Annotated in this window: 10 protein-coding genes, 1 pseudogene and 1 riboswitch; of the genes and pseudogenes, 8 read left to right on the forward strand and 3 right to left on the reverse strand. The window is 60.2% G+C overall.

Annotated elements, in window-relative coordinates:
- The first annotated feature begins 180 nt into the window (after positions 1–180).
- From EN786_RS16235 to EN786_RS16245, 3 genes are read left to right on the forward strand one after another with little or no spacing between them, the layout of a single operon-like run.
- The gene (locus tag EN786_RS16235) at positions 181–6,144 is read left to right on the forward strand and encodes a DUF3320 domain-containing protein (protein ID WP_126057627.1); all 5,964 of its coding nucleotides are present in this window, start codon (positions 181–183) and stop codon (positions 6,142–6,144) included.
- Between the two features lie 13 nt (positions 6,145–6,157).
- Positions 6,158–7,282, forward strand: coding sequence for a DNA repair exonuclease (locus tag EN786_RS16240; RefSeq protein ID WP_126057626.1), 1,125 nt, complete (start codon positions 6,158–6,160; stop codon positions 7,280–7,282).
- Positions 7,279–9,912 carry an ATP-binding protein gene (locus tag EN786_RS16245; RefSeq protein ID WP_126063810.1) on the forward strand — a complete coding sequence of 878 codons (2,634 nt, stop codon included), beginning with the start codon at positions 7,279–7,281 and terminating at the stop codon, positions 9,910–9,912. Before EN786_RS16240 ends, EN786_RS16245 begins: the two co-directional genes overlap by 4 nt.
- Positions 9,913–9,933: 21 nt before the next feature.
- Here the strand turns inward: EN786_RS16245 and EN786_RS16250 are convergent, their stop codons facing one another.
- The 3 genes and pseudogenes from EN786_RS16250 to EN786_RS38635 all read right to left on the reverse strand — a co-directional run bounded on the left by EN786_RS16250 (position 9,934) and on the right by EN786_RS38635 (position 12,022).
- Complete coding sequence (locus tag EN786_RS16250; RefSeq protein ID WP_126057625.1) at positions 9,934–10,311, reverse strand: DUF5615 family PIN-like protein; 378 nt, start codon at positions 10,309–10,311, stop codon at positions 9,934–9,936.
- A 4-nt stretch (positions 10,312–10,315) separates the two neighbouring features.
- Entirely contained in the window at positions 10,316–10,966 is a 651-nt protein-coding gene (locus EN786_RS16255) for a DUF433 domain-containing protein (protein ID WP_126057624.1), read from the reverse strand.
- Positions 10,967–11,499: 533 nt separating this feature from the next.
- Positions 11,500–12,022: pseudogene (locus EN786_RS38635) on the reverse strand (SMC-Scp complex subunit ScpB).
- Between the two features lie 898 nt (positions 12,023–12,920).
- Between EN786_RS38635 and EN786_RS39470 the strand changes: the two are divergent.
- The 5 genes from EN786_RS39470 (at position 12,921) to thiS (ending at position 17,613) form a co-directional block, all read left to right on the forward strand.
- Positions 12,921–13,382: a hypothetical protein gene (locus EN786_RS39470; protein ID WP_306283303.1), complete on the forward strand. Its 462-nt coding sequence runs from the start codon at positions 12,921–12,923 to the stop codon at positions 13,380–13,382.
- A 662-nt stretch (positions 13,383–14,044) separates the two neighbouring features.
- Entirely contained in the window at positions 14,045–14,272 is a 228-nt protein-coding gene (locus EN786_RS16270) for a hypothetical protein (protein ID WP_245454713.1), read from the forward strand.
- A gap of 121 nt (positions 14,273–14,393) precedes the next feature.
- Positions 14,394–14,510, forward strand: a riboswitch (TPP riboswitch).
- 103 nt (positions 14,511–14,613) lie between these two features.
- Positions 14,614–16,449: a phosphomethylpyrimidine synthase ThiC gene (gene thiC, locus EN786_RS16275; protein WP_126063809.1), complete on the forward strand. Its 1,836-nt coding sequence runs from the start codon at positions 14,614–14,616 to the stop codon at positions 16,447–16,449.
- Complete coding sequence (gene thiO, locus EN786_RS16280; protein ID WP_126057621.1) at positions 16,446–17,447, forward strand: glycine oxidase ThiO; 1,002 nt, start codon at positions 16,446–16,448, stop codon at positions 17,445–17,447. Before thiC ends, thiO begins: the two co-directional genes overlap by 4 nt.
- Positions 17,416–17,613 carry a sulfur carrier protein ThiS gene (thiS, locus tag EN786_RS16285; RefSeq protein ID WP_126057620.1) on the forward strand — a complete coding sequence of 66 codons (198 nt, stop codon included), beginning with the start codon at positions 17,416–17,418 and terminating at the stop codon, positions 17,611–17,613. Before thiO ends, thiS begins: the two co-directional genes overlap by 32 nt.

Consider the following 17,613-nt stretch of genomic DNA (forward strand, 5'->3'; position numbering starts at 1 on the left):
GACTTTTGGATCCCCTCCAATCGTGACGACCGATTATCGCCTGTCTCCATTTCGACCGTTATCTGGGCGGTAACACTTTTAGAAATCTATGCTGCTGGACATAAGCGGCGACCATACCGAGAATTTACTTTCAAATTCTGGCGGCAAAGTTCTATCGTAAATGAAAATAGGGGATGGGGTATGGAAACGAGTTCGGAGACTGGCGATGCTGCCGGTATATCAGCCGCGCCCGTAATAGAAGTCGTGGCGGACATCGCCGCCAGCTTTACATATGCGTCCTTCCAAAATGCTATTCCGGTGATCCGGTCTATCGCGCTCAACAACCCGACCCAGCAGGGTTTCGAAAAATGCACTCTCGAGCTGACATCGAACCCCCCTTTTTTGCGCGCCAAAAGCTGGACAATTGATCGGATCGTTGCTGGCGACCGGCTTCCCTTAAGCGATCGAAAAATCGATCTCGACGCCGGCTATCTGGCCGGTCTCAACGAGGCTGAGCGCGGGGAGATAACGTTGCGCCTAACCTCAGGAGGCGCAGTGCTGGCCGAGCAGCGCGTTGCGGTGCGCCTGCTTGCCCGCGACGAATGGGGTGGCGTCGTCGATATGGCGCAATTGCTCGCCGCATTCGTCATGCCGAACGACCCGGCGATCGCAGGACTGCTGCGTTCCGCAGCGGAGCTGCTCGCAGCGCATGGTCATCCTTCCAGCCTCGATGGCTATCAAAGCGGCAATCCGCAACGCGCATTCATGCTGGCGGCCGCAATTTATTCGGCCATTGCTGGCCTATCGCTGCATTATGCAGAGCCACCTGCGAGCTTCGAAAGCCGCGGCCAAAAAATTCGACGTCCCTCAATTATTACGGCAGAAAAGCTGGCAACCTGTCTCGATACCAGTCTGTTATTCGCGTCCGCCCTGGAGGCGACGGGCTTGCATCCCGTCGTTTTGATGTTTCAGGGACACGCGGCCGTCGGCGTCTGGATGACACAAAGGACGCTCGCCAACGCCATTGAACCCGATGCCATGGAGGTCCGCAAGGCGCTGGCATCGCGCGAACTCATCGTGTTTGAGACGACAGGCGTGACGCATCGGCCGGCGATGACGTTGGAGGCTGCCCAACACGCAATCGAACAGCGGCTCGACGAAACGCAGGTAGCCACCTTTGTCGCAGCCATCGATATACGCCGCTCGCGCAGCGGCGGCATCACACCGCTTGCTTCGCACGAACCGACGCGCCGCAGCGTGGATGCAGAGGCGGCAACCGAAATCGCGTTGCCGTTGCCAGCCGCACCGGCCGTGGTAGCCCTGCCGGTCGAGATCGTCGAGGTAAAGCCGACGACAGCGGCCGGACGGATCGACCGCTGGCAGAAAAAGCTCCTCGATTTGACACTGCGGAACCGCCTGCTCAATTTTCCGGACTCCAAGAAGACAATTCCGTTTCTTTGTACTGACGTCGGCTACCTCGAGGACCGTCTGATGGCAGGCGCTTCGATCCGGCTGATTTCGCTCCCCGAACAGAATCCACTGGGCGAGCGGGATGCTGTCCTCTATCGCGAGGTGCACGGACGTGACCTCCAGCGTGGCTTTGCCGCGGAAGCGCTTCTGCGCGACGAGCTCCCGTCGACGCTCGATGGGCGTCAATTGGAATCCCGGCTGATCGATCTTTACCGGCAAGTGCGCAACGATTTTGCCGAGGGCGGCGCGAATACGCTCTTCCTGGCGGTCGGCTTCCTGCGCTGGAAGAAGAAGGCCGAGGACGAGCGCAGCTATCGCGCGCCATTGCTGCTCGTACCGGTCAAAATCGAGCGCCGCAGCGCAACATCGCATTTTACCTTGCGCTTCCATGAAGATGAACCGCGATTCAACGCAACCTTGTTGCAGTTTCTCGAACGCGACTTCGAGCTCAAACTGCCACAGTTTTCCGGTGAGCTGCCCGAGGACGAAAGCGGCGTTGATGTGCCGAGGCTGCTCGGTCTTATGCGCCAGGCAGTGCGCGACGTCCCCGGCATGGAGGTGGTGGACGAGACGGCGCTGTCGACCTTTTCCTTCGCCAAGTTTCTCATGTGGAAGGATCTGGTCGAGCGTACCGATGCGCTGCGCGAAAACCGTGTCGTGCGCCATCTGATCGACACGCCGGAGATAGCTTTCGAGGGCAATGGCGCATCATTCCGCGACGAGCGCGAACTCGACCGGCACTATGCCCCGTCCGACATGGTTTTGCTGCTGCCGGCCGACTCCTCACAGACCGCCGCAAGTCTTGCCGCCGCTGAGGGTCGCGATTTTGTCATCATCGGTCCTCCCGGCACTGGCAAGAGCCAGACCATTGCCAACATGATTGCCAACTGTCTTTCAGTTGGCAAAACCGTGCTGTTTGTGGCCGAGAAGACGGCGGCGCTCGATGTGGTGTATCGCCGCCTGCGCGAACATGGCCTGGGCGCGCATTGTCTCGAACTCCATTCCAGCAAGGCGGACCGACGCAACTTTCTCACCCAGCTCAGGATCAGCTGGGAAAGCGGCGTGCGCGTGGACGCAGCGGAGTGGATTGCGATCAACGAGCGGCTTCGCGTCCGTCGCGACGAACTGAATGCCTATGTCGAAGCGCTGCATCGGCACCATGTCAATGGTCTGACGCCTTATCTGGCGCTCGGCATCGCTCTCAAGAACAAGCGGCAGCACGCTCCGAGATTGTCCTGGCCATCGCGCGATTCCCATGACGAGGCAAACCGGCTGGCGCTGGAGCATATTGCCGCCGAAACAGGTCTCGCATTTCAGTCGGTGGAGATGCGGTCGGTCTTGCGTCTTATAGATGTCACCGAGTGGACGTCAGGCTGGCAGGACAATTTGCTCGAAGGGGCAAAGACCCTCAAGAATGCGTCCGAGGTTCTAGCGACCGCACTCGACGCCTTCCTGGTGAGCATCGGCCTGCGCGCCAAAGGCGACGCGTCAAAAGCGGAGCTCGAAGCGCTGCGAAAACTAGCAGCGGCACTCCAGGACAGTGCCGGCTATGACGTCAGCATTGTCTTTGATCGAGATTTCGCCCAGTTGCGGGGAGCCCTCGCCACTCTCAATGAGGCAATCGGAGACTATCGCAAGTCTCGCAAGGACCTGTCGGCCCGCTATGACGAGGCTGCCGTTGCGCGCATACGGGTGGAGGACATAGAGCAGCAATGGCAGCAGGCCGCTTCTGCATTCTGGCCAAACAGTCAGTTGGGCAAACGCAAAGTCCAGAAGCTGCTTCAAGGCTATGTCACAGAGGGGGTAGCCGATCCTCAGCACGACTTGCTGCTGTTGCGCCTGATGCAGGACCGCCGGGCCACTGTCGAAGCCAACATCCTATCTGGGAAGCCGATCGGATTTGCCGCACTTGATACCGACACCCACCGTATCGATCAGATACTCTCGATGGCCGAAAGGCTTCGACAGACGCTACGCCTGCCCGGCCTCGGCACGGAGGATTTCAAAGCGCTCCTGCAAGCAACCGCCCCGAGCCTGCGAAGCGGTGCAGCAGATAGCACGATGCGCTATGGGGCAGCCCGCTTCCTTGCGGCTTCTGCAGCATTCGAGGCTGCCAAGACCCAATTTGCGATCCCTGCTGGAAAGACGCCTTCTTGGGCAGAACATGATAACCCGCTGACCGAATTGACGACTGCGATGGGAGACTTGCTCGACGCCCGTCATCTTCTCCGGGACTGGACTTCGTGGTGCGGCATTCGTCGCAGGGCTGTCAGTCACAATCTGGGAGCGTTGGTCGACGATATCGAGGCGGGTCTAGTGCGACCAGCTGAAGCTCAATCCGCGTTCCGCCTGGCCTATGTACGCTGGTGGCTGCCGGCCACGCTGGATGCCGATCCGGTGCTGCGGAATTTCCGTCGCTTCCAGCACGAGCACGCCATCGAAGATTTCCGGGAAATCGACGATCTTGTCCGCGCTCAAGCAAGCCTTCGCGTCATCAGTGCCATCGCTCATGGTTTGCCGGCTGTGCAAGGCGTCCCGCGCAATTCCGAGTTGGGCCTGTTGCGCCATCAGATGGAATTGCAGCGGCCCAGCCGGTCAATCCGCGAGATGATTGGCGCGATGCCGACGAGCTTTGCCAAGCTCGCGCCGTGCATGCTGATGTCCCCTCTTTCAATCGCTCAATATCTACCGCCCGACCAAGCCCTGTTCGACGTGGTGATTTTCGACGAAGCATCGCAGATCACCACCTGGGACGCCGTCGGTGCCATCGCGCGAGCCCATCAAACCATAATCGTAGGCGATCCCAAGCAGTTGCCGCCCACCAATTTCTTTGGCCGCAACGAGGAGGACGAGGAAGTCGTCGAACACGAAAAGGATCTTGAGAGCATTCTCGACGAAGCCAAAGCGGCCGGCATCCCGGTACGTGACCTGCGCTGGCATTATCGTAGCCGCAATGAGTCGCTGATCGCCTTTTCCAACCATCACTACTATCAGAACCGGCTCATCACATTCCCTTCGCCAACGGTGGAAGATCGGGCAGTTCAGCTGCGAAAAATCACGACCGGCATCTATGACCGTGGCAAAAGCCGCACCAATCGAATCGAAGCCCAAGCGGTAACCGACGAGGCGGTCAGCAGGATGCGGCGTTGGCTGGCCCTACCGGAAAAGGACCGACCCACGCTCGGAGTCATCACTTTCAACGCGCAACAGCAGTCGCTCATCCTCGACCTTTTCGACAAGGCACGCCAGACAGAGCCGGAGCTTGAATGGTTCTTTGCCGACGAGCGTATTGAGCCCGCCATCGTCAAGAATCTGGAAAATGTCCAAGGGGACGAGCGTGACATAATCCTGTTTTCGATCACCTTTTCGCAAGATAATGCCGGCAAGCGCAGCATGGATTTCGGCGCGCTGAATCGGGACGGCGGCGAACGCCGGCTGAATGTCGCGGTGACGCGTGCGCGGCAGGAACTGATCGTATTTTCAGGTTTTGCCGCCGACCAGATCGACCCCAACCGAACCAAAGCGATCGGCGTACAGCATCTCAAAGCCTTTCTCGATTTTGCCGAACGCGGCGCTGTGGCATTGCCAGCGCAGGAACGCGGATCGGTCGGAGCCCTGGAATCCCCTTTCGAGGAGGCCGTCGCTGCCGAGCTTGAGAAGCGCGGATGGACCATCGTTCCTCAAGTCGGCATTTCGGGCTTTCGAGTGGATATAGGGATCCGGCATCCCGATCTCGCCGGCGCCTATCTGGCTGGGGTCGAATGCGACGGCGCGACCTATCACAGTTCTGCCACGGCGCGAGATCGAGACAAGGTCCGCGAGCAGGTCCTGCGCGGCCTCGGGTGGAACATTGTCCGGGTATGGTCAACCGATTGGTGGTTTGATCTCGAAGGTTGCACCGAGAGGCTTCATGCCAGCCTGGCCGCGCTGCTCGAGGAAAGCCGTCGCAAACAGGCTGAACAACAGGAAAGTGAAGCCGCGATCCATTGGGACATGGGACATAAGGTCGACCCCATGGACCCATTGCCAGCCGAAGACCTAGCATCGGCCGGCGAACCGGAACATCCGTCGATAAAATCAGAGCCAGAACTTGTCGCCGCTCCCCTCGCGACGGGAGAGCGCCCATCGGCATCTGCAGGAATTTTGCCTGCGGCCGCGCATTCGACGCATGATACCGTACCGACGGGCGGCCGTTATCGCCTGACTGATCTAACCGGATTTTCCACCAGCCCGGATCAGTTTTATGACTTCGTCTACCGAGGCACGCTGCGGTCCATGGTCGACGCGGTGATCGAGCAGGAAGGACCTCTGCGAGATGACGTCCTTGCGCAGCGCATCGCACGGGCGCATGGCTGGCTCAGAACGGGCAACAAGATTCGGGAGCGGATCGACCTGCATCTGCGCGAGTTCGATAGAACTGAAGAATCCAGCGGCAGCTTCCTATGGAAGAGAGGGACGGTGGTCGACCTGCTTGATTATCGCATGCCGTTCGATGCCGATGCCCGCCGGTCCATTGCCGACATTCCAATCGCCGAGCTGGCCGCTGTCGTCGTTGCGAACGAGGACATTCTGGAACAGTCCGACCCCGCTCTCGACCTTGCACGTCTGCTCGGTGTCGAGCGACTTGCGGCGATTTCACGCTCCCGGCTGGATGAAGCCATCGATCGCGCCCAGCGCAACCTGGCATCGACATAGTCTCGGAGACTCCATGTTTCGATTCATCCACAGCTCCGATCTTCATATCGGCAAGCGGTTCGGCAACATGCCAGAGGATCTGCGCGGGCGGCTCCGTGAAGCGCGCCATGGCGCGATCAGCCGGCTGGCAGAGCAGGCACGCGTCCATGGTGCATCCACCATACTTCTGGCCGGCGATACGTTCGATACCGAAACGCCCACTCCAGCGATGTTGCGGCAGGCCATGGCCGAGATGAGCCAGAGCGCGCCTCTGCGCTGGATATTGCTGCCTGGCAACCATGATTCCCTGTTGGCTGATCAATTGTGGAGTGCAGCGGACAGCGTTGTGCCGGACAATGTCCTGCTGGCGACGCGGCCCGAAACCCTGACCATTGGCGCGGACGTGGCGCTGCTGCCTGCACCTTGCACCACCCGCAGACCCGGTCGCGACCTTACCGAGTGGATGAACAGCGCCGCGACGCCGCAAGGCGCCATCCGGCTCGGCCTTGCTCATGGCGCTATTCAGAACTTTTCCGAAGATTCAGCAGCGTCCGATGTCATTGCACCAGATCGCGCGACTAAGGCCGGCCTCGATTATCTGGCACTTGGCGACTGGCACGGACCCGTCACCATCAATGAGCGCAGCCGTTATAGCGGTGCGCCCGAACCTGACCGTTTCAAGCATGATACACCCGGTCAGGCCCTTGTCGTTTCCATTGCCGGGCCTGGCGCCGTGCCCGAGATCGTGGCCGTTGAAACAGCTAGCTTTTCCTGGAAAACCGCTCCCCTGCATCTGCTGTCTGGCGACGACAGCGCCGCGGCATTTGAAGCGTTGCTTCCACCGGCTCATCTGCGGCGTCAGACTTTGCTGCGAATTGCCGCGTCTGGCCGGGTGCGGTTAAGTGGGCGAACGATCCTTCAAGCGGCGATCGCGGTAGCCGCGCCCGACTTCGCCTATCTGGAACTGGACGGGGACGGGCTCGCGACCGACTGCGAAAGTGGCGATTTGGATCGGATCGACCGCTCTGGTGCCCTTCGCGAGGCAGCGCAGGCACTGTTGGATGAAAGCAGCGACGAAACCCGGTCGGCTGTCGAACGCGACATATCGCGAGAAGCACTGGTTCGGTTGTTCAGCTATTGCGAGGCGATGGGATCATGAAACTTACGGCCCTTCGGCTCCACAACGTCAAACGGTTCGCCGGGCAAGGCGTCGCCATCGAAAACATCGGCGACGGCGTCAACGTGCTTTGCGCGGTCAATGAGTTCGGCAAATCAACCTTCTTCGAAGCGCTGCACGCACTCTTTTTCCAGCCTCACACGGGCACACCCGAAGGCGTGCGACTGTTGCGGCCTTACAGTGGGGGCAATCCGGTGGTGGAGGCCGACATCACCACTTCAGAAGGACGCTATCGACTTGCCAAGCAGTTTTATGGCGGCAGGCTGGCCAGCGTTATTGACCTCGACGGCGGGCGACTGTTGGCTCAAGCCGATGAGGCCGAAGCCTTTATCGGCAAACTAATCCATGGCGGAAGCGCAGGACCGGCAGGATTGCTCTGGGTTCGCCAAGGGGTCACCGGCATCGAAAGGCGCAGCAAAAGCGAGGAGGACGGCGAAAAACGCGTGCGCGAAAGCCTACTGTCCTCGGTTCAGGGGGAAGTTGAAGCCCTGACCGGCGGGCGACGCATGGCCGAAATCGCCGCGGCATGTGAAGAAGAACTCTATAGCCTGGTTACGTCAACGCTGCGTCCCAAGAGCGGCGGTCTCTATGCGGCAGCGCTCGACGAGCGTGACAAGCTGGTGAAAGACGAGCAGCGTCTCAGCGCCGAAGTCACCGGTCTGCGCGATTCGCTCGACAAGCGGCGCATGGCGTTGGCGCGTCTGTCTGAGCTTGAAAACCCCGAAGAAGGCGCCACTCGGCGGGAAGCCATCTCGGCCGCGGAAGCCGCAGTCGAGGCCGCCAAATCGCACAGCGAAGCCTTGAAAGCCGCCGAGGCGGAAGCTGCCCTTGCCGCAATTCACCACGACGCGGCGCAGCAGGCCCTCGATAGTTTTCGGACCGCGCTCAAACGAGCCACGGATTTGCGCCAGCAGTCGACGATTGCGCAGCTTCGCCGCAGTGAGGTTCTCGATCGGCGCGCTTCTGCCATTGCCGAAAACGAACAAGCGATGGGCGAAGTTCAAGCAGCCGAACTGGAAGAGCGCGAAGCACGCGAATTGCTCGCGCGGCTGGATGCGACTCTTTTGGCGCGTGACGCTGCCGAACAACTGGCCGGCTCGGACAACCGGTTGAAACAAGCCGAAGTCGCCAGAACCCAGATCGAAGATGGAGAGGCAGCACTGGCGATGCTGGCGGTGCCGGAACAAGCTGTCGAGCAACTCCAGGCGCTCGAAATCGAGATCGCCAGCCTTCGTGCAGCTCACCTGGCAACCCTGCCGACGCTATGCATGGAATACCGGGACGGCGCCGCCGATTTGGTGACCATCGATGCCAAGCCCTTGCCCCATGCAGAAGACCAAAGCTTTGCTGGCACCGTACGCCTGGATATTGCCGGCATCGGAGCCTTGACCCTGCGATCGAATCGGCCGCAGCAGGCCGACCGGACCATCGAAGACGCCGAAGCGAAGCACCGCAGCCTGCTTGCGTCCCTCGGTGTCGATAGCCTCAGGACGGCACGCCAGCGCCTAGTGGAAGCGCGCGACAAAGCTACCGAACTGGGCTTGGCGCGTCAGCGACTTGCCGATCTCGCGCCCAAGGGGATACAGCAATTACACGAGGAGCTTGCTCGTCTGAGTGCCCTCGGGGCCGGGGACCTCGAACTCAAAGTCGATCCAGAACAGATCCGGCAACATCATGCCGCAGCCGAGCAGCGTGTGGCGACAACACGCAACAGCGTGCGCGAGGCCTTGCCTTTGCGCAGCCATGCCGACGAGGCTGTCATGGCTGCGGAGACGGCTTATGTCACCATCCAGGCGGAACTGACCAGCCTCGAGGTCATATTGGGACCCGATGCAGCGCGCGAGGAAAAGGGGCGCTTGCTGCTCACCGAGGCCACCGCACGACAAAAGCTGCGCGAAGCGGCCGAAATGCGCGCTGCTCCCCTGCGCGACGGCGCTCGCGATCTCACCAGCGCTGAAGCCGTTCTGCGCCGCGCCCGTTCGGTTCAGGATGCCGCCACACAGGAAGCAAGTCAGTTGCGTGTAACCCTGGCCGATCTCAATGGCCATATTCGCACTCGGTCCGACGACGCGGTGGAAGAAGCTTTGCGCGAGGCCACAGAAAAATTGGAAATCGCTGGAGAGCGAGCGAGACGCTTCGAATTCGAAAAAGCCGTCCTCGACCGGCTGCGCACGACGCTGGTCGCTGCGCGCTCGACGGCACGCGATCTTTATCTGAAGCCGGTCATGTCCGAGCTGCGACCGCTGCTTGGATTGCTATTCGATGACATCTCCATAGTGTTCGACGAGAACACACTGTTGCCACAGACCGTTCGCCGCAATGGTCAGGATGAGGATGTCGATAGGTTGAGTGGCGGCATGCGAGAACAGCTTTCGGTTCTGACACGTCTGGCCTTCGCCCGTTTGCTTGCCCGCGACGGCCGACCCACACCGGTTATCCTGGATGACGCTTTGGTTTATTCCGATGACGACCGCATCGAGCGCATGTTCGACGCTTTGCATCGTCAATCACACGATCAGCAGATTCTCGTTTTCTCCTGCCGCCAACGCGCGTTTGCAAAACTCGGCGGTAACATTTTGCAGATGAGCGACTGGCAACCGGGTCGGTCATAAGCGGAGATCGCGCAGCCTCAGCTAGGGCGACGGCAGATCGTATCGTGTTACGATTGCAATGCCGTTTTCGATCTCGATTTCGATAACTTCATTAATCAGGAATTCCTCTGGGCCAAGATCCTCGAGGAGAGCATCGAAGAGCTCTCTCTGTTTTTCAGGCCCGACCTGAGGGACGACGATAATCAGGCCGGCGTGAACCGGTTCTTTGGCATAGAGCTTCCTGAAGTCCTTAGCATTGTTGGTGACGAAGGTGAAATCCTCATCGATAATGAGCGGCATGAGGTCCCAGTCGGTTTCGCCGCTTAGCCCAAGCCAGTTGACGTGGTTTGCTTCATGTCCGCGTTCTTGGGCTACCGCAACCAGAGACGTGTGCAGGCACTCATCGATCAGAAACCTCACGAGGTCACACGCGTCTCGACCTGGCCGACGGACCTGGGTCGCCCTTCAAAACCACGCGCTTCGACGACTTTATTTTCACGCCCTGCTCGACCAGCTTCTTAGGCCGCCCACGAACCGGGTGCGCGGCGACCCACATTCTGGCGAGCTCAATCACGCGCGGCGTTAGCTTCGGATATCCCTCCAGAACCTCCGCTTCATCTGCGCCCTGCGCTAGCATCGTCGTGATCATACGAACAGGGATGCGGGTTCCTTTGAAGACAGGCTCTCCGCCCATCACCCCTTTAACGCGGCCGATGGCGGCCTCCGCTTCATCAAGATCCACGATGCGCGCTTTGAGCTGTTTACGTGCCTCGGCGACGTCGACGATCAGCAGGTCGTCGGCCCTTACGGTCTTGGCCCTTGGGGCAGCTTTGATTTCCTCGAACAGGCGGTAGCGACGATCAGCGGGCAATGTCGCACCCACGCCATACCAAAGCTTGAGCCGCAGCAAATCCTCGCCGGTCAATGCCCGTCGGACGACCCCACCGATGCGCCGAGCAGTGCTTGGCACAGTATCGACAATGCGTTTGTCGATCGCATTGTGCACGGCCTTGATTCCTATCCCGCTGACGGCGGCTGCCTCTGCGGGGGTGTAGATGCGAGCAAGTGTGCCCATTATTCTTCTCCTTATAAAGAATAATATAGGCCGTTTGACCCCCTCCGTAAAGGCACGCGTCTTTGGAATCACGGCGGTTAGCAAAGGCGGTGGTGAGCCGAGAGGCCTCACAAACCCTTGGGGCTCGAGATGGCAGACTCGGCGCAGTATAATTGCGCTAACTATCGAATTTGCAGTTGGCGACAAACGACACACGAGTTCGTCGCGGACTTTTAACTCTGCGAAGGCGCGTCTTCGAGCGCTTTGAAACCCTACACCCATCTGCAGGCCATCTGTATCAAGCTTTGGACCAAAACCGTTTCCATCGCTCACGAGCGTTCTCTCTGGGGGTCTCAAGTGGGGCTTGCCCATGGCCACGAATTTTTGGGCGACAGCGGTGCAGAGGCCGCATACCGCTGCCTGCTTGACGTCGCTGACCGTGTCCATGTCCGAAATTTGCCTACAAATTTCGGACGCCCTTGGGCGCGCTAGATTCGCTATGGAAAGCTGGAAGCACTCGCAAGCCCGGTGGCCACAGCGTCTGCAGCGCCAAGCTATTCCTCCGTATCCAAACCCGCATCCTCATGGCCACTAGCCAACTCTGGCATAATTTCACCAGCAAGCAGCTCATCTCTGCTCAGCAGCCCGGCATCCTCGAGCGCCTCGCAGTCCGGGAGATCGCGAAGCGTGTCGAGGCCGAACTCGAGCAGGACGCTTTTGTCGTCACATAGGTGTAGGGAGCGCCGGGCGTCGGACTGCGCGGGTTCGACGCGATCAGGCCGGTGCCGCAGATGGCCGATCAGGTCGCGACTGATTACTTCCCGAAAACCGACGACAATTCGGCGCGGGTAATCGGCTGGAAGTGCCGATGCACATCAGCATCAGCACGTCCGACCACGTCAGGTCCACGGCACGCCCGCTGCTTCCGCAGGCGCGGATGGCATCGGCATAGGCCGGCCGTGTCAGGTGCTTCCAGCCGCCGGCGACAGCGACGAGGTCATAGGGCCGTCCGCGCAGCTCTCGGATGTCGTCGATGAGAAGGTCACGGGCGAGCTCGCGGGAGAGACTGCACCGCAAGCGCGTCCCGCGCGCGCGAACTGCTCGATCAACTGATCTCAGACGACGACGAATCTCGTCCAGATTCCAAAAGCGGTGGCCGCAGCGGCGCTTTGCGGGCTCGCGTTACCACAGATCGCAGAACTGTGATCTCGCCTTGTGCCCGAGACCGCAATCTGGGCTCGCGACGAAGCATATCGCTTGCGATCATCAAAGGACGCGTCGACGCCGTCGGTTGCCTTTTCCACCGCCGCCTCACACATCGTGTTGGGGCTGAAGAGCTACCTGCAAATCCTCGCAACGGGCGCGGCCGCATCCTTGATTTTACAAATTGACACGTCTTGGTTTTTAGAAAATGCCACGTGCGATGATGGCGCCAAAAAAAAATGTCACGCGAGATGATCATGCCTGAGGTAAATGGTCCGCCAAAGTTGGGAAAGGTATACCGGTTGAATGGTGGATAGGTACGCCGGATAAAAAGGGCTTCGGGTTCCGGAAGACGAACTAATCGACGGATAGGCGCTGCTCGTGAGGGAAACTGCATGCGCATTACGGTTATGACCATCCAGGGATGTCGGATATGATCTTGAATAGTGACATTGCAGGCCAAAGAGCGGCCGAGAAGCTAGCAGAGGGCCTGAAATCGCAGGGCAAGCAGCAATACGAAGAAAGGTCGAGGGAACGCGAACGAGATGTGTCTCGTTAGGTCGCACGTTGCACCAGGGGTGCGTCGGAAGGCACTCCGCCGTGTCCTGAAGAGGTAGCCTGCACTTGAGAATAGCCACGGTGGTACCTTATTTTCGGCTGTGAAGCACACGAGACCCGCGACGTGAGACCCAGTTGCTCAATACCCAGTTGCTGGGTGAGCGTGCATGACTGCCAACGGAAGGTCTTGCACGCACCCTCGCGATCTTGAGCAATGGTCGCCATGACTTTCTTCTTGCAGGCTTTTGAGTGGCCCAGCCTGCAATCACCAGACCCCACCGACTCTAAAGAGCGTGGCAGACGGGATAGTCGAGGTTGCCCGGCACAATTACGCTCAAGGCTTGCGCCGCCCAGAGGACACGCTGAAAAGGCAGCATGGGCGCGCAAGCACGCCATTCACGAGAGGTTCGACATGAAGACTATGCAAGAAAAAGACATTCCGGCATTCGTGCAAGCAGTTGTGGAGGCCGGCTGCAACATTTGCGCGATTGGCAACTTGGGATATGTCTTTGGCGATGCTGATTTGACGCCGGCGCAACGGAGGTCCGTCGAGCCACAGCTGCGCAGGATTGCTGAGATCTACGGCGAACGCGATCATCTCATGGACGAGATAGCTGTATATCTGCGGTCGATCGGACGCCATGTCGAGGTTGAGCCGAAGACAGGTGTTTCCTGATGGCCGCGATCGATCGCGTTCCGTAGTCGCCATTTCTATTGGGTAACGAGCAGCCGTCTTCCAACCTCTGAAACAAAAAAGAGGTGACCCCCAAAGGCCGCTCTCGAGACCGCAAGTCTGAGCCGCTAACGCATTGCGATAACCAGGCTGTCCGAACTGGGCGTCGATGCCTTCCTCGACCAGGTCGCGGTAGGCGGCGATCTCATCTACCGCATGCATAGCCAAGCCAGAGAAGTTTTCGGCAGCGGAATTCTCGGTCGCTTCCCCTTTTATGACTAGAGGGTGCGGCCGATCCGGCCGCGACGATCTCGCAGGGATTGCCATATACGGCAACACGAACACCGGCGGATCAATACTCGGATAATGGCGGCCGGCTATGTAGCGATCGATCGCGCACCAACATATCAATGCAATAGCTTAGTTGCTTTCAAAGGCGGGTCTCTACGAACTGCAAGCAAGCTAAACGATTGCGTCAACTCTTCCTCGCAGAGCGAAAACTCCGCGCCCACGCGATTTCTCTGCTGGAACAGCGGCACATCCTCAGCGCCAGGACACGGCCGCCGCCGTCGGGTTTTACGAAGCCGGTGATTGCATAAGTTGCCCGCAAGATATCATTGGTATCGGGAACGCCGCCGATGCCGCATCCTGAATAGAGCGGCCGCTTGCACCTGCCAGCCCGACGACCAGATCATATCTGCAACTCCATCTACCTGGACGTGGTGCAAATCACCTCGCTGAAGCCGCAAATCGTCGCCTTCGACCAGGATAACCACATCCGTGACCGCCTGAGCTACTCGGTCGATCTCGACGCACATGGCCGATACAGTTTTTCCATCCTTCACGAAGCGAATGAGACTTTGGCCATTCCAGCCCTGGTCTACGGGGCGTGACTTGTCCCCGATGCATGCGCGAGCTCTCCGCTCGGCCGGCCGCCGGACGTCGCCACCGGCCGAAGGCGCCCGAAGGCGCCCGAAGGCGCTTGACAAAGCAGCACCGGCCCATTCAACTTGAGGCATTCACCAGGGGAGTCCCGGTAAGGGGCTGAGATACTGCTGGCTTTCGCGGCGCAGTGACCCGTTGAACCTGATCCAGTTCATACTGGCGTAGGGACGGTGCAAGCGCTTTGCGGGAGTTTACGCCCGAGGTCCTGCTGCAGCAGGTCTACAGAAGCGTCTTTTCATCCTTCCGGCACAGAACTGGGTCTCCAATGCATGAGCAAAGGAGCCTCACGATGAATGCCCTCACCCCCGCCGTGTCGACGGGACCACTGCCCGCCTCGCGGAAAATCCACAAGCCCGGCGTCCTCTACCCGCAGATCAGGGTGCCGATGCGCGAGATTTCCGTCCATCCGACGGCCGGCGAACCGCCCGTCACCGTCTACGATCCGTCCGGCCCCTACACCGATCCATCAGTCCAAACCAGCATCGAAAAAGGCCTTGCCCGGCTTCGCCACGAATGGGTCACGGCGCGTTGCGATGTCGAAGCCTATGACGGCCGCCACGTCCGGCCGGAAGACAATGGATTCGCCACCGGCGAGCGCCTGACACCGGAATTTCCGATACGCAATCGGCCGCTCAAGGCCAAGCAGGGCAAGGCGGTGACCCAACTTGCCTATGCGCGCGCCGGCATCATCACGCCAGAAATGGAGTTCGTAGCCATCCGCGAGAATCTCGGCCGCGAGGTGATGCGCGGCAAGCTGCAACGCGACGGCGAAGCCTTCGGCGCGGCGATCCCAGATTTCGTCACACCCGAATTCGTGCGCGACGAGGTGGCGCGCGGACGCGCAATCATTCCCGCCAACATCAATCATCCCGAGAGCGAACCGATGATCATCGGGCGAAATTTCCTGGTGAAGATCAACGCCAACATCGGTAACTCGGCTGTCACATCGTCGATGGCCGAAGAGGTCGAAAAGATGGTGTGGGCGATCCGCTGGGGCGCCGATACGGTGATGGACCTGTCGACCGGCCGCAACATCCACAACATCCGCGACTGGATCGTGCGCAATGCACCGGTGCCGATCGGCACGGTGCCGCTCTATCAGGCGCTCGAAAAGGTCGGCGGCATCGCCGAGGACCTCAACTGGGAGGTCTATCGCGACACGCTGATCGAGCAGGCCGAGCAAGGCGTCGACTATTTCACCATCCACGCCGGCGTGCGGCTGCACTACATACCGCTGACCGTCGACCGGGTCACGGGCATCGTCTCGCGCGGCGGCTCGATCATGGCCAAATGGTGCCTGCACCATCACCGGGAGAGCTTCCTCTACGAGCATTTCGAGGAGATCTGCGACATCGCCAGAGCCTATGACGTTTCCTTCTCGCTCGGCGACGGCCTTCGTCCCGGTTCAATCGCCGATGCGAACGACGCGGCGCAATTCGCCGAACTGGAAACACTTGGAGAACTCACCAAGATTGCCTGGGCAAAGGACTGCCAGGTGATGATCGAAGGCCCGGGCCATGTCCCCATGCACAAGATCAGGCAGAACATGGACAAGCAGCTCGCAGTGTGCGGTGAGGCGCCGTTCTACACGTTGGGGCCGCTGACGACCGACATCGCGCCGGGCTATGACCACATCACCTCAGGGATAGGTGCCGCCATGATAGGCTGGTTCGGCACCGCAATGCTTTGCTACGTCACGCCGAAAGAGCATCTCGGCCTTCCCGACCGCAACGACGTCAAGATTGGGGTGATCACTTACAAGATAGCCGCCCATGCAGCCGATCTGGCGAAGGGCCATCCGGCAGCGAAAACCAGGGATGATGCCCTTTCGCGCGCGCGCTTCGAGTTCCGCTGGGAGGACCAGTTCAACCTGTCGCTCGACCCCGAAACCGCACGGTCCTTCCACGACCAGACCTTGCCCAAGGAGGCGCACAAGCTGGCACATTTCTGTTCGATGTGCGGGCCGAAATTCTGCTCCATGCGCATTTCCCACGACATCCGTGCCGAGGCTCAGAAGGAAGGCATGGCGGCAATGGCGGCAAAATACCGGGAGGGCGGCGATCTCTACATGCCGGCGGACGAGACTGGCGTACCGGTCGTGCCGGAGGCTCCCAAACCATCATGAGGGTGCTCGTCAAAGGGGCCGGCGTTGCCGGCCTCACCGTCGCTTTCGAACTCGCCGCCCGCGGCGCGACGGTCACAGTCGCCGAGATGCGGCATGGCCTTGGCGGCAACGCGTCGTGGTTCGCCGGCGGCATGCTGGCGCCATGGTGCGAGCGCGAAAGCGCGGAGCAGCCGGTGCTGGATCTCGGACGCGACGCTGCCGACTGGTGGGATGCGGTGCTGTCGGGTCAGGTGACACGGGCCGGGACATTGGTCGTGGCCGCGCCGCGTGATGCCGGTGAGCTTGACCGGTTCGCCAGTCGCACGTCAGGGCATAGGCGCGTCGATGAAAACGAAATTGCGCTCCTGGAACCCGACCTCGCCGGCCGCTTCCGGCGTGGATTGCTCTTCCCCAACGAGGCTCACCTCGACCCACGCCAGGCGATGGCGGCACTTCATGACAACCTTGCGACCATGGGTGTCAAATTCCACTTCGGCTGCGACGCCCGGCCTGTTTCGGGTTTCGCCCGTCAGATAGACTGCATGGGAATGGCAGCGGCCGATGACAGGCTGCGCGGTGTTCGCGGCGAAATGCTGATCCTTCGCACGCCTGATGTCTCGCTGTCGCGGCCGGTCCGTTTGCTTCATCCACGCTTTCCGCTTTATGCCGTGCCGCGCACCGATCACCGTTTCATGATCGGAGCGACGATGATTGAAAGCCAGAGCGCCGGACCGGTGACGGCGCGTTCCATGATGGAGCTGCTGGGCGCCGCCCATGCCCTCCATCCGGCCTTTGGTGAGGCCGAGATCGTTGAAACCGGTGTGGGTGTCCGTCCGGCATTTCCCGACAATTTGCCACGCGTCGAAACAGACGGTGAGATCATCGCGATCAACGGTCTTTATCGTCACGGTTTTCTCCTCGCCCCCGCCATGGCGCGCCAGGCTGCCGGCCTGGTTTTCAGTCAAGACAGAACCAAGGAGCATGCTCATGAAACTGATGGTCAACGGCGAGGCGCGTGAGATTGCCGCCACCACGCTGGCCGAGTTGCTTGCCGCGCTCGACTATGAGGGCGATTGGCTCGCCACCGCCGTCAACGGCGACCTCGTGCACAAAGCCAACCGCACGGAGTTCCAGTTGAGCGACGGCGACCGGATCGAAATCCTCTCGCCCATGCAGGGCGGCTAG

Origin of the sequence: Mesorhizobium sp. M4B.F.Ca.ET.143.01.1.1, assembly GCF_004792275.1 — a bacterium.
Classification (GTDB): Bacteria; Pseudomonadota; Alphaproteobacteria; order Rhizobiales; family Rhizobiaceae; genus Mesorhizobium; species Mesorhizobium abyssinicae.